Annotated in this window: 18 protein-coding genes; 13 read left to right on the top strand and 5 right to left on the bottom strand. The window is 28.4% G+C overall.

The annotated features are described in order from the left end of the window. The 12 genes from BUA19_RS10850 to BUA19_RS10795 all read left to right on the top strand — a co-directional run. Positions 1-249, top strand: a 249-nt coding sequence (locus BUA19_RS10850) for an IS3 family transposase (protein WP_143145426.1), incomplete at its 5' end; no start/stop codon positions are given. Between the two features lie 179 nt (positions 250-428). Then, positions 429-968, top strand: a complete 540-nt coding sequence (gene spoVT / locus BUA19_RS10845; protein ID WP_072726434.1) for a stage V sporulation protein T — start codon at positions 429-431, stop codon at positions 966-968. A 150-nt stretch (positions 969-1,118) separates the two neighbouring features. Continuing rightward, positions 1,119-2,711, top strand: a complete 1,593-nt coding sequence (locus BUA19_RS10840) for a putative polysaccharide biosynthesis protein (protein ID WP_072726432.1) — start codon at positions 1,119-1,121, stop codon at positions 2,709-2,711. 59 nt (positions 2,712-2,770) lie between these two features. Beyond that, the gene (gene yabN / locus BUA19_RS10835) at positions 2,771-4,222 is read left to right on the top strand and encodes a bifunctional methyltransferase/pyrophosphohydrolase YabN (protein WP_072726431.1); all 1,452 of its coding nucleotides are present in this window, start codon (positions 2,771-2,773) and stop codon (positions 4,220-4,222) included. Between the two features lie 98 nt (positions 4,223-4,320). Next, positions 4,321-4,602: an HU family DNA-binding protein gene (locus BUA19_RS10830; protein WP_072726429.1), complete on the top strand. Its 282-nt coding sequence runs from the start codon at positions 4,321-4,323 to the stop codon at positions 4,600-4,602. An 86-nt stretch (positions 4,603-4,688) separates the two neighbouring features. Continuing rightward, positions 4,689-4,931, top strand: coding sequence for an RNA-binding S4 domain-containing protein (locus BUA19_RS10825; RefSeq protein WP_072726427.1), 243 nt, complete (start codon positions 4,689-4,691; stop codon positions 4,929-4,931). A gap of 55 nt (positions 4,932-4,986) precedes the next feature. Beyond that, entirely contained in the window at positions 4,987-5,244 is a 258-nt protein-coding gene (yabP, locus tag BUA19_RS10820) for a sporulation protein YabP (protein WP_072726425.1), read from the top strand. 2 nt (positions 5,245-5,246) lie between these two features. Further along, positions 5,247-5,657 carry a spore cortex biosynthesis protein YabQ gene (yabQ, locus tag BUA19_RS10815; RefSeq protein ID WP_072726422.1) on the top strand — a complete coding sequence of 137 codons (411 nt, stop codon included), beginning with the start codon at positions 5,247-5,249 and terminating at the stop codon, positions 5,655-5,657. 46 nt (positions 5,658-5,703) lie between these two features. Beyond that, the gene (locus BUA19_RS10810; RefSeq protein ID WP_072726420.1) at positions 5,704-6,003 is read left to right on the top strand and encodes an FtsB family cell division protein; all 300 of its coding nucleotides are present in this window, start codon (positions 5,704-5,706) and stop codon (positions 6,001-6,003) included. Further along, positions 6,003-6,926, top strand: coding sequence for a Ppx/GppA phosphatase family protein (locus BUA19_RS10805; RefSeq protein ID WP_072726419.1), 924 nt, complete (start codon positions 6,003-6,005; stop codon positions 6,924-6,926). The genes BUA19_RS10810 and BUA19_RS10805 overlap by 1 nt, the downstream gene beginning before the upstream one ends. 86 nt (positions 6,927-7,012) lie before the next feature. Then, positions 7,013-9,379, top strand: a complete 2,367-nt coding sequence (gene spoIIE, locus BUA19_RS10800) for a stage II sporulation protein E (RefSeq protein ID WP_072726417.1) — start codon at positions 7,013-7,015, stop codon at positions 9,377-9,379. Positions 9,380-9,478: 99 nt separating this feature from the next. Further along, positions 9,479-9,793: a hypothetical protein gene (locus BUA19_RS10795; protein ID WP_072726416.1), complete on the top strand. Its 315-nt coding sequence runs from the start codon at positions 9,479-9,481 to the stop codon at positions 9,791-9,793. A 20-nt stretch (positions 9,794-9,813) separates the two neighbouring features. Here the strand turns inward: BUA19_RS10795 and BUA19_RS10790 are convergent, their stop codons facing one another. From BUA19_RS10790 to BUA19_RS10775, 4 genes are read right to left on the bottom strand one after another with little or no spacing between them, the layout of a single operon-like run. Next, positions 9,814-10,467: an OLD family protein gene (locus BUA19_RS10790; protein WP_072726414.1), complete on the bottom strand. Its 654-nt coding sequence runs from the start codon at positions 10,465-10,467 to the stop codon at positions 9,814-9,816. Positions 10,468-10,478: 11 nt separating this feature from the next. Beyond that, complete coding sequence (locus tag BUA19_RS10785; RefSeq protein ID WP_072726412.1) at positions 10,479-10,721, bottom strand: hypothetical protein; 243 nt, start codon at positions 10,719-10,721, stop codon at positions 10,479-10,481. A gap of 20 nt (positions 10,722-10,741) precedes the next feature. After that, complete coding sequence (locus BUA19_RS10780; RefSeq protein ID WP_072726410.1) at positions 10,742-12,202, bottom strand: AAA family ATPase; 1,461 nt, start codon at positions 12,200-12,202, stop codon at positions 10,742-10,744. Next, positions 12,203-13,198 (bottom strand): metallophosphoesterase family protein, encoded by a 996-nt coding sequence (locus tag BUA19_RS10775; protein WP_178137496.1) that lies wholly within the window; start codon positions 13,196-13,198, stop codon positions 12,203-12,205. Between the two features lie 102 nt (positions 13,199-13,300). Between BUA19_RS10775 and BUA19_RS10770 the strand changes: the two genes are divergently transcribed. Next, entirely contained in the window at positions 13,301-13,534 is a 234-nt protein-coding gene (locus BUA19_RS10770) for a hypothetical protein (protein ID WP_072726409.1), read from the top strand. An 81-nt stretch (positions 13,535-13,615) separates the two neighbouring features. Here the strand turns inward: BUA19_RS10770 and BUA19_RS10765 are convergent. Beyond that, on the bottom strand, positions 13,616-13,864 hold a 249-nt coding region (locus BUA19_RS10765; RefSeq protein WP_143145426.1), incomplete at its 5' end, for an IS3 family transposase.

The following is a 13,864-nucleotide window of genomic DNA, read 5'->3' as shown; positions in this document are numbered from 1 at the left end:
CTAGACAAAGCAGGAATGACTCAAAGTATGTCTAGAGTATCTCGATGTATAGATAATGGTCCAATGGAAGCATTTTGGGGGATGTTAAAATCAGAAATGTATTACCTAAAAAAATTTAATTCTTATGAAGAGTTAGAATCTGCAGTTATTGATTATATAGAGTATTACAACAATCACCGTTATCAGAAGAGACTTAATTGTATGACACCAATAGAATACCGAAACCATATTTTAAAACAAGCATCATAAAAAAATGACATCAACCATAATTAAATGATTGATGTCATAGTGATTTTTATTTTTTCCACTGTCTACTTGACAGGGGCATGTTCATCCCACATTGTGGGGCTTTTTTTATACAAAAAAGATAGTATATTTTTTTAGTTTTGGTAAAAAATATATTTAGACTTATATATGGAGGGATGAATATGAGAGCCACAGGAATTGTTAGAAGAATAGATGATCTAGGCAGAGTAGTAATACCAAAAGAAATTAGAAGAACTCTTAGAATAAGAGAAGGAGATCCTTTGGAAATATTTACTGCAAAAGATGGAGAAGTAATTTTGAAAAAATACTCTCCAATAGGAGAACTGAATGATTTTGCACAAGAATACAGTGAAACTCTATCAGAACATACAGGAATAGGAGTTATAATTACAGATTTGGACAGTGTTATTGCAGTGTCAAAACTCCCTAAAAAAGAATATAAGGAAAGAAGTATAAGCAGAGAATTAGAAGATTTAATAGAAAATAGAGAATCTATTCTTGTTAAAGACAGTAAGATAGTTCCAATTTATAGAGATGACCCAACGGAATACAAAAAACAAGTCATTATGCCTATAATAAGTGAAAGTGGAGATTCAGTTGGAGCTGTTATTTTTATAGTTAAAGATGAAGGTGAAATAACTGAAACTGAAGAAAAGCTGATAAAAGTAGCTGCTTCATTTTTAGGAAAGCAAGTTCAGTAATAAGACCCCAAAAGAGGGTCTTATTAAATTTTTGTTTTATTTTTATGGATATAAATCTAAAAATGTGATATATTAACATTTAGTTCGCATAATTTGGATTTATTTTAATATATATAATTGAAAAGTAAATGATAAATATGGGGGTGTAGGATGAAAAAAAATTCCTTCTTGAAAGGAGCTTTTATACTAGGTATAGCTGGTATAATAGTCAAAATATTAGGAGCATTTTTTAGAATACCTCTTGGAAATATAATAGGCTCTGAAGGAATGGGATATTATCAAAGTGCATATCCAATATACGTTTTGCTCCTCACTATATCTTCAGCTGGTTTTCCAGCAGCTATATCAAAGCTTGTATCGGAAAAAATAGCATTGGGAGATTTTAGGGGAGCTCATAGAGTTTTTAAAGTATCATTTATAGCACTTATTGTCACTGGAATAGTTACTTTTGCTGTGTTGTTCTTTGGAGCAGAATACATAGTAAATAGCATAAAAAATCCAAAATCTTATTACTCTATGAGGGCAATTTCACCTGCACTTTTATTTGTTCCTATAATGGCAGCTTTTAGGGGATATTTTCAGGGAAGGCAGGAAATGACTCCAACCGCAGTATCTCAAATAATAGAGCAGTTTTTTAGAGTATGTCTTGGCATTTATTTGGCATTTTTATTGCTTCCTAAAGGGAAAGAATACGCTTCAGCAGGAGCATCGTTTGGAGCAAGTGCAGGAGCAGTTCTTGGAAGTTTGTTTATGGTATTTGTTTATTTAAAGAATAGAAAAAATATAAATACAGAACTAAAAAATAGTGTAAGTACTAATATAGAAAGTGTAAAAGAAATAGTGAATAAATTGTTGTTAATAGCTGTACCTATAACAATAGGTAGTGCTATTATGCCTATAATGAATATGCTTGATGCTGCTATAGTTATGAGAAGACTTCAATACGCTGGATTTACATACGAAAAAGCAAATAGCTTATATGGTCAGCTTACTGGAATGGCTGCAACTCTTATAAATCTTCCGCAAGTTCTTACAATGGCACTTGCTATGAGTTTAGTTCCTGTAATATCTAATTCTTTTGCAGTAGGGAATATGCAAAAAGCAAAAAAAGATATAAAATCAGGAGTAAGAGTAGCTTTATTGATTGGACTTCCAGCTTCCTTTGGGCTTGCCAGTTTATCAACTCCTATAATGCAAATGCTTTATCCAAAGGAATCTAGTTCGGTAGGGCAAATACTACTATTTCTTTCTATGGGAGTAATATTTTTGAGTTTAATTCAAACATTGACTGGAATACTTCAAGGAATGGGAAAAGCGTATATTCCAGTGATAAATCTATTTATAGGGGCAATTTTTAAAGTTATTATAAGTTATACATTGACAGCTTTACCTGAATTTAATGTGAAGGGAGCAGCTATTGGAACTGTCAGTGCTTATATAATAGCTACAATGCTCAATTTTTATTATATAAACAAAAATATGAATATTAAATTTGAATTTAAAAATTTTGTATTAAAACCTTTAATTTCAGTGATTATAATGAGTATATGTGTTATACTTACATATGAAGCGTTATTTATTAACTTTGGGAATAATATATCGTGTATTGTTGCGATATTAATTGGAGGAGCAGTTTATTTTGTATTGCTTTTAATTACAAAATCTATAAGAGAAGAAGAAATACTGATGATGCCAAAAGGGCAAAAAATATGCAAAATACTTAAAAAAATTAGATTAATTTAGATGAAATTGTTATAAGTATTGAAATATTGGGAATACTTGAACGTATAGAAGGTGATAATATGGCTAGTATTACTATAGTAGGGCTTGGACCAGGAGATTATGATTTGATAAGCCATGGGGCATATAAAGCCCTAAAATGTGCAGAAAATTTATATTTTAGAACAAAGAAACACCCAATAGTAGACGATTTGATAAATGAAGGTATAGAATTTAAGGCACTGGATTATTTTTATGAACAAGAAGATGATTTTGAAAAAGTTTATAAAAATATAAGTGAATTTATAATAAATGAAGCTAAGACAAAGGATATAACGTATGCAGTTCCGGGACATCCGAGGGTTGCGGAAAGTACGGTTCAGATAATAGAAAAGTACGCTGATGAAGAAGGTATAAAATTAAATGTAATTCCTTCTATGAGCTTTGTAGATGCTATGTTTGACTTTTTGGGAATAGATCCGGTTTATGGTTTTAAATTAGTAGATGCATTCGATCTCTTTGATAAAAAAATAGATACAAGTTCATCTCTTATAATAACTCAGGTTTACGATAAATTTATAGCATCTGAAGTAAAGTTAAATCTCATGAATTACTATAACGATGACCAATATGTATATATAGTAAAAGGTGCTGGAATAAAAAATATTGAAGAAAAATACGAGGTAAAATTATATGAACTTGATAGAATTGATAAATTCGATTATTTGACTAGCATATATATTCCAAGTGCACCTAAAAAGTATTACGATGTATCTGATCTTGAAAATATAATGGAAAAATTGAGAGGGGAAAATGGTTGTCCGTGGGATAAAAAACAAACTCATGAAAGCTTAAAGCCTTATATAATAGAAGAAGCATATGAACTCGTAGATGCAATAGAAAAAGACGATTTAGAAGGTATTGTGGAAGAATTAGGAGATATACTTTTACAAGTTGTTTTTCATTCTCAAATAGGAAAAGAAGAAGGGTATTTTGATTTAAAAGAAGTGAGTGAAAAAATATGTAAAAAGTTGACATATAGACATCCTCATGTATTTGGCGAGGAGAAATTTACCGAAGAAGAATTTAGTAAAAAGTGGGAAGAACTTAAAAAAGAAGAAAAAGGAGAAAAAACTGTAACAGAGAGTTTAAAGAGAATACCAAATCATTTGCCATCTTTGATAAAGGCAAATAAGGTTCAAAAAAAGGCTGCTCTTGTTGGGTTTGACTGGGACAATATAGATGATGTATACAAAAAAATTGAAGAAGAATACAAAGAAGTTATTGACGCACATGGACAAGGCGATATACAATACATAGAGGAAGAACTAGGAGATTTACTGTTTTCAGTAGTAAATCTTGCGAGATTTCTAGGTGTAGATCCAGAGCAGGCTTTAAACAAGACAACTAAAAAATTCATTGAAAGATTTAATTTTATTGAAGAATCTGCATTGAAAATGGGTAAAAAACTTGAACAAATGACCTTAAAAGAGATGGACGATTTGTGGAATAAATCAAAAAAAAATATAAATTAATATTTAAAGAAGGAGTTTTTTAAAAAACCTAGAATTACAATTAGTGATTTTATTTTACTTAAAATAAAATAATAAAAATACATAAGGAGGTAATTGTTGTGAATAAAGCTGAATTAGTAGCTAAAATGTCTGAATACAGTGGTTTGACTAAAAAGGATTCAGAGGCAGCTCTTAATGCATTTATGAAATCAGTTGAAGAGGCATTAGTAAAAGGAGAAAAAGTTCAATTAGTTGGTTTTGGAACTTTTGAAACAAGAGAAAGAGCAGCAAGACAAGGTAGAAATCCAAGAAATCCAGAACAAGTAATTGAAATACCTGCATCTAAAGCTCCAGTGTTTAAAGCTGGAAAAGGCTTAAAAGAAATGGTAAATAAGAAGTAATAAATAATAAATACAACAAAGTCCCATATTATTTTATTGCTAAGGCATAAAAATAATACAGGGACTTTTTTTGAAAGGAGAAACAGATGAGGCTTGATAAATATCTAAAAGTATCTAGACTTATAAAGAGAAGAACAGTTGCAAAAGAAGCTTGTGATAAAGGAATAATAAGTATAAATGGAAAAGTAGCTAAATCTTCTTCACAAGTGAATGAAGGAGATGTTATAGAGATTAAATTTGGAGAAAAGGTAAATAAATATAAGGTATTGGAAATTAAAGAACATGTACTTAAAAATGAAGCAAAACAAATGTATGAAGTTTTAGAATAAAATCAAAAATCCCTTCATAGATTTAATATATAGAAGAATCTATGGAGGGATTTTTATGGAGCATATTTTGAATATGAAAAATAGAGAAGAGCTTAGCTTATCAGGTATTGAGCATATTTACTCTTTTAATAATACAAAGATAGAATTAAAGACAGTTTCAGGAGATATAGTGATAGAGGGAGAAAATTTGGATATGGGGAAACTGAGTATAGATGATGGAATGATAAATGTAAAAGGAAGTATAAATTCTATTGCTTATTCAAAAGTATCCAAAAAGGATGAAGAAGGCTTTTTTAAAAAGCTATTTAAATAGTCATGTATCCAAGCCAAGAGATATATATACTCCTAGTAACTGTCTACGGTGGAATATTAATGGGTATAATTTACGATTTTTACAGAGGTATAAGATGTAATCTAAATGGGAACAAGATAATAAGATGTGTAGAAGATATTTTGCTTTGGTGTGTAATAACACTTATTAGTTTTTTGATACTTCACCAAGCTAACTCTTATGATCTCAGATATTATAATTTTACGGGATTTATAATAGGAGTAGTTATATATTTTAATACAGTGAGCAAGTATATTTTGAGATTTTTTTGCGATTTTGTAGCTGTAATTATAGGTATTTTAATCAATTTATATTACATTATAATCTATCCAATTCACCTTATATTTGATATTATATTATATATATTTGTAAAAAGAAGAATTAAAAGCAATTAGATATTCCCTTGTGGGAATATCTAATTAAATTTTTAAAGGTGATGATATGAAAAAGAAAAGGATAAATGTATACGGTATTGTTTTTTTTGTATTTGTATTGTCTATATTAATTTCAGGTACATATAATTTTATACATCAGGGCATTTTAATAAAAGAGTATAAAAAAGAGATAGTTAAATTACAAGATAAAATCAAAAAAGAAGATGACGAGATAAGTAAGATAAAGGAAGACATTAAAAATTATAAAAAAGACGAGTACATAGAAAAAATAGCTAGAGAAAGACTTAAAATGGTAAAACCGGGAGAGTTGATTTATATTGATGTAAATAAGAAAGAGGGATTTTGATGAAAGTTGCAGCTATAGATATAGGAACAAATTCTATGAGACTTTTAATGACAGAATATGTAGATGGAAAATTTTTTAATAGACAAAAATATATAAATACGACAAGAATAGGTCAAGATGTTGATAAACGAGGATTTATATCAAAAGAAGCGATAAAAAGGAATGTAAATGCTTTGGATGAATTTGCGAAAATAGCCGAAAATGGAAACTGTGAATTTGTATTTGCCATGGGGACTTCAGCTCTTAGAGATAGCAAGAATAAAGATGAATTTTTGAGAGAAGCGTATTTAAAAACGGGAATTAATGTAGAGATAATAAGTGGAGATGATGAAGCTAATTTGGGTTTTTTAGGAGTTCTTCAGGGAATTGATGAAGAAGGAGATATTTTGGTATTAGATATAGGTGGCGGTTCTACTGAATTTATAGTTGGAAACAAAAAAGAAGGGATAAAATTTTTACAAAGTGAAAATGTTGGAGCGCTTAGAATGACTGAGAAATTTTTAAAAAGCGATCCCGTAGATGACTGTGAATTTAGAGAACTTGAAAAGTACATAAATGATACGATTAAAATTACTTTAGACAATATAAAAAAATTCAACATAAAGAGAGCTGTAGGTATTGGAGGTACTATAACTTCCTTGTCAGCTATATCACAGGGTTTAGAAGTTTATTCTATGGATAAAATACACAATAGCTCGCTGTCTAGCAAAAAAATCGATGATATTCTTCAAAATCTAAAAAAATTAAATGTAGAAGAAAAGAAAAAAATAAAAGGGCTTCAGCCAAAAAGAGCAGATATAATAACTGCTGGTGCTAAAATATTAAATATAATAATAAAAGAACTTAAAGTTGAAGATATAATTATTAGCGAATTTGATAATTTAGAAGGACTAATTTGTCAAAAGCTAAAAATAATGTCTTAAACTTTTAAAAATTGTGTTACCGATTATGACAAAAACCTTTCCTTCCATTTGTTAAAATAAAGTGAAATGGGAGGGGAGGTTTTTTTATGCAAAGAATTCATATATCTGCGTATAGAAGAAGATATATAAAAGATGTATCTAAAGGTATAAATATTGACAATACACTGTTGTTTTTATGTGTGCTTGGTTTTTTACTTGGACGAGCTATTATAATAGATAATCTAGGACCTTTTGGAATATCGTATTTTATATACATGTGCAAACATAAAAAATATAAAATACCTGTGTTTTTTTCAATAGCATTGGGAATAATTTTAAGCCATGAAGGAAGCGATGCTTTAAGGTACATAATAACACTTGTAATTGTACATTTAATCTCACCTATTATATCAAAAGAAGAAGATAGCATTATAAAAATAGCAACAATAGGATTTATAATAAGTACATTTACTGGGATAATGGGTGCTTTTGTAAAGGGAATATATACATACGACATTTTAATATCTTTATTTGAGGGTATTGCTGTGTTTGTATTGGTATATATATATTCATTTGGAATACCACTTATTCTAAAAAGATCTATGAGAAGGGCAATTTCAAATGAAGAAATAATAGCACTCTCTATAATAATAGGACTTTGTATTATGGGAGTTTCTAATGTGAATTTATTTGAAATATCATTAAAAAATGTATTATCACTATTGATAATAATAATGATTTCATATAAAGGTGGAGCTGCTCTTGGAGCTACAATTGGAATAACAATAGGACTTATAACAACTATGGATACAGCATCTTCTCCTATATATATAGGAATATATGGATTTTCTGGACTTTTAGGGGGGCTTTTTAATAAAGTAAATAAATTTGTTACTCTAATTGGATTTATAATAGGGTGGAGTATAGTCATAATATACACGAGAGGAAGTTATGAACTTGTATTATCTTTAAGAGAAGTTTTTATAGCATCACTAGTATTTTTATTAATATCAGAAGAAAAATTAAAGTATTTAGAGAGATTTACAAAAGGCATTTTAGGTAATGAAGAATCGGCTTTAAATTATATAGATAGAGTAAAGGAGATTATCAATTGTAGATTAAGAGATATTCAAAGTGCATATTTTGAAATAGCTACTACATTTGAGAAGGTGAGAGAAAAAGATAAAATACTAGATCAAAGAGATGTGGCTAGCGTAATAGATATGATAAATTCTGATGTTTGTTCAAAGTGTTGTATGAAAAAAAGCTGTTGGGAATCAAAATTTAATCATACATATAATTTGTTCGTTAAGATGTTAAATATACTAGAGGAAGAAGGCAGAATAGACGAAAGTTTAGTGCCGAAGGACTTTAAAAGATGTTGTATAAATGAACGTGAAGTTATAAAATCTGTAAATCACTATTTTGATTTGTTTATGCTCGATTATAGATGGAATAAAAAATTATCTGAAACTAGAAAGCTCGTATCAAATCAAATTAAATCGATATCTAATTCAATAGGAGAAGTGGCAGAAGAACTCAATGAAGAAATTAATTTTGATTTGGAAATGGAAAACAACATAATTGTAGAACTTGACAAAGAAAATATAAAAGTAGATAAAATATGTTTTTTGAGAAGAGAAGGCGATAACTTTGAAATAAATATAGAAAAAAATGCGTGCTATGGAGGAAGTTTATGCGAAGAAAAATTGATTCCTGCAGTTTCAAGAGCAGTAGGAAGGAGATTATCTTCATATAAAGTGGGGTGCAGATCTATAAGTGATAGGTGTAGTATAAGACTTGTAAATTCACAAGAATATGTTGCAGGAACTCATGTATCTTCTCTGTCTAAAGATGGAAATATAGTTTCGGGAGATAACTATACGTATATGGAAATTTGGGATGGAAAGTACATGGTCGCTTTGAGCGATGGAATGGGAAAAGGTGAAAAGGCATTTGAAGAATCATCACTTACAATAGAAATACTGGAAAAAATGATGGAATCTAAAATAAATGAAGAAATAAGCATAGATACTATAAATAATATGTTGATTTTAAAATCATCTGATGAAATATTTTCCACTGTGGATTTGAGTATAATAGACTTAAAAGACGGGTCTGTTGAAAGTGTAAAAATGGGAGCTTGCCCTTCTTTTATAAAAAGGGCAAAAGGAGGAGTTGAAGTAATATCATCTTCATCGCTCCCTGTTGGGATAATATCAGAAATAAAAATAGACAGGGATAATAGAAGGGTAAAAGAAGGAGATTTTATTATAATGGTATCAGATGGAATAGTAGATGCAGGAAAAGATAAACAACTTGGAGAAAATTGGCTTTATACAGTAATTGAAAAAATTGACAAAACAAATCCAGCGGAAATATCAAAAATAATATTGGATGAAGCATTAAAACTCGTAGATGGAAATCCTCAAGACGATATGACAGTTATGGTGACGAAAATTTGGAGAAATTAAATGTGGATAATGTGAATAAGTATGTGGATAAAAACAATTATTTTAAATTTTATCGTGTTATGCTAAAATTTAAATATAATTGGTTAAGGAGTGACAGCTATGGAAGAAAAAATATTTGAAATGTTAAGAGAAATAAAAAGCGAAATTAATGGAATGAAAACTGAAATTAATGGAATGAAAAGCGAAATTAAAGAAATGAAAGAAAATCAAAAGGTAATGCATAAAACATTAAATTCAGTATATGAACAAGTTGCTGATTTAACAGTATTTAAAGAAGAATCTAAAATCAAATTAGAAGAAATTGCTAATGAAATAGAATATGTTAAGATAAATGTAAATAGTTTGACTATGAAAATGGCACATAGCGATAATCAAATAATAGAGATAAAGAGAAATCTTAAAAAGGTTAAATAACCCTGCAAAGAATTGCAGGGTTAATTTTGTTCTATATCATATTCTTTGGTGATAGATATTCCGTTTTCCATAGAAACTACATATCTTTTATCTGATATTTCTGATAGGTGAGTATTGTGTGTTACCATTATTATTTGCCTGTTGAATGTAGAATTTATTTCTTTTAAAAAGTTGCCTACATTGACTATGTATTGTTCGGAAACGTGTTTTGCAGGCTCATCTAGTATAAATGGACCTTCGATAGGTGGATTGTGAGTTTGAAGCATACAGTATTTGAGAGTTAGAGAAATAATATCTATAATTCCTCCGCCACGGCTTTCTTCAGGACTGTTTTTTACTTCGCTTTCATCATCTAGTTTTGTTATTACATAAAATGAAGCTTCTGGGCGACCTCTTTTTTGTTCAAATTCGATTTTAAATTCTATATTTTCACCTGTTATAAATTGCAATGCTTTAGTTACCATAATTTCAAATTGGTACTTTATCTGTTCACGAGCATATGCAGAGCTTTCTTCAAGAAGTATTTTGGCTTTTGTAAATGTATCTTCTTGGATTTTTAAATTATCTATTTCTTCTTTTAATTTTTTTATATCTTCTTCTATTTTATTTTTAATTGTTTTTTTATACACTATGTAATCTCTAAAAGATGCATATCTACTTTTAATTTCATTCATATTATCAGCTCCTAAATAGAAGGTATGTTATCTGGAAGCATTTCATTTATTTTGTTTATTAAATCTTGTTTTTCGCTTTCGAGTTTTTGTATTATTTCATCTAATTTTTCGGGATCGTAACCGAGATTTATTATTTCTTCCTTTAAAATTTTTTCTTGTTTTTCAAGTTCTTCTAATCTAGTTTCGGCTTTGTATTTAGTCATTTTACCTTTTTCTATTTTTTCTTTGAGTTCTTGAAGTTGTTTTTCGTTCATGTTAGAATCCTCCTTTAAATTTATAAATTTGAAATTATATTTTCTACTGTTTTATTATCTATATCAGCAAAACAAGTAGGGCATTTACCCATGTTTTTAAGCATTTGAGAGTAATCTTTGATGTGTGATTTTAGTTCGTTATTTACTTTTTCTATGTAGTTTTTACCTTTTGATATTCTCTCGGTAGTATCTTTGTAATTTTTATTAATTTCATTTAGTTTTTCTATTTTAGATTTTATATCTATGTATTTGTTGTAAAGTTCATTCAAAACATTAAAATCTGGTAAACTTGTAATATGTTTTTTTAGTTTATTTTTTTCTCTGTTAATCAAATTTATTTCTTTGTTTAATTTGGTTAATACATCTATTTTTTTATTTGTATTTTCAAGTTCTACATATAAATTACTTGTGTTATCAATATTTTTGAGATTATCAATTGTCTTGTTTAATAGTATTTTTTGTCTGTTTAAATTATCGATTTTATTTTTTAAATTTAATATTTTATCTAAAATATCAATATTGTTGTTTAAATTTTTATATATGTTTTCAACTTCATATATATTTTTGAGCTTATCTATTGCATTTTTTAATTCTCGTTTGTTTTCAAAGATATTGTTCAAGTTTATATTTATTCTGTTTAAATCTCTGCTTTCTCTGTATTTTAACTCTAAGTTTTTCATATATAGTTCAATTTTTTCTATATTAATTAGGGAATCTATTGTATTTTTGCATTTTAATTTTTCGTTTTTTATGTGATTAAAGGAATATATGTATTTTTTTAGATTTTCTATATTTTTTTCTGTGTTTTCATATAAATTTATCAGTTTTTCTATTTCGTTTAATTTTTTTTCTTCTTCTTCAATATCGTCATATTTTTTAAGTTGTTCGTTTAATGTTTCGTATTCATTTGATTTTTCTTTTAATTTTCTTCCTATGTCTAAAATATCGTTTTTTATATCTCTTATAGCAGAATCGAATAGATTTGCATTTATGAGTTTTCCTATTGTTTTAGAACGAGCAGAACCGTTTGATGATATTAAAAATGGGGCTTCGAGTTGAAATAGGAAGTTCGGAATTTCTGTTAGGTCTTTATCTATTTTTAAAATTTTCATTCCACAAGCATTTAGTACTTCTTGAAGGGAATCTACTCCGAAGTTTTCATTTTCTGAAACACTTCCATCTGGGTATTGTATTATATATATGTTTTTAGATGTTATTTTCTTTTTTCCGCTCAATTTTTTAATTCTCGTTATTTTTGTATTGTCATTTAAAGTTATTGTAACACTACATTCGTTAGTACCCTGTCTTACCATTCCATTTCCTTGTGGTTCGTTTAGAATAACCCACCTTATAGCTCTGATTATTGCAGATTTGCCTTTATCAGATTCTCCTATTATAGTATTAAGTCCATTTACAAATTTTAAATTGGTTTCTTTATGGCTTTGAAAGTTTTTTATATTTATCTCTTTTATGTATTTCATCTAATCACCTATTTCTCTTAGATTTTCTTCAGCTAGAGATAATTTAGTTAAAGCGTAATCTATGACACTTTTATCGAGTTCTTTATTACTTGCTATTTTTCTGACTATGTTTTTAATATCTGTCGACTGTATTGTAGATGCTACTTTTATTTCTCTCATAAATTCTTCTACTTTTATTTCTCTGAATAGATTTTTTTCTATATGAGATCTGTCGAGTACATCTTCTCCTTTTTTTTGTCTTAGAGGAATAAATTCTAGTTTGATGTTATTTTTAGATATTTCTATATACAGTACTCCGACTTTTCTATTGATTTCATTTATATCTGCTGATACTCTGGATAGCGAACCTGGATTTGCAAAGTACTTTCCATCTACATTTACAGGGCTAAATCCTCTGTGATAGTGACCTGAAAGTGTTAGGTCAGCTTTTGTGTGGCAAATTCTATCTATTGTAACTACTTTCATGTGAGGATTTATTTCTTTTTCCATTAGCATGCCATGGATTATGTGAATGGATTTGTCTACATCTTTGTCTACTTCGCTTACAACGTAGTCTTGTTCAATATCTTCTTCATCTATTCCGAAATGAGATGGAGTAGCAGTTATTTGCACTTTTAAGTCGTTTTTGCATATGATAGTTTTTTTTCCTCTGAATAAAAGTTCTATAAGACCTGCTTTTTCAAATAGTCCTAATTGAGTGGACTTTATATTATCTATGTTGTTTCCAAATAAGTCGTGATTTCCAGCAATACCTATAATTCTATTGAATTTTTTAAATATCTCAGCAATTTTTCCTGCAACTGCATTAGAAACATTAGGACTGTCAAATAAATCTCCACCGAATAATACAAAATCGCAGTTCTTTTGAATTGATAAATCTACTACTTGATTTAATTTATCTAAAACTGTATTTAAGAAATTATCTTTTCTAGCCCTGGGATTTCTTCCGCTTACATGAACATCTGTAAAAAACAATGTTCTTATTACATTGTCCAATATATCATCTCCCTTCTAATTCAATTTTACATTTAATGTGCTATGTAATACAAGTACAAACTATGGTATAATGAAGTGAAAATATTTTTACGGAGGGTAAAAATGGAAGAAAAGATTTTTGAATTACTGCAGAAAATGAATAATGATATTAGCAAAATGAATGAAGATATTAGCAAAATGAATGAAAGAATTAATAGAATGAGTGATGATATTAATAAAAGATTTGATAGATTAGAAAGTAAAGTGGACAGTTTAGATAAAAGAGTAATGAAATTAGAATTATCAAATGAAGAAATAATTAGAAATTCTAAAAAAAATAGACAAACTTTACTATGAACATGCCCCTGTCAAGTAGACAGTGGAAAAAATAAAAATCACTATGACATCAATCATTTAATTATGGTTGATGTCATTTTTTTATGATGCTTGTTTTAAAATATGGTTTCGGTATTCTATTGGTGTCATACAATTAAGTCTCTTCTGATAACGGTGATTGTTGTAATACTCTATATAATCAATAACTGCAGATTCTAACTCTTCATAAGAATTAAATTTTTTTAGGTAATACATTTCTGATTTTAACATCCCCCAAAATGCTTCCATTGGACCATTATCTATACATCGAGATACTCTAGACATACTTTGAGTCATTCCTGCTTTGTCTAG

This window comes from Tepidibacter thalassicus DSM 15285, assembly GCF_900129915.1.
In the GTDB taxonomy this organism is placed as follows: Bacteria; Bacillota; Clostridia; order Peptostreptococcales; family Peptostreptococcaceae; genus Tepidibacter; species Tepidibacter thalassicus.
Note: the sequence above shows the minus strand (reverse complement) of the source record. Positions and strands in the feature narration are given on the sequence as shown.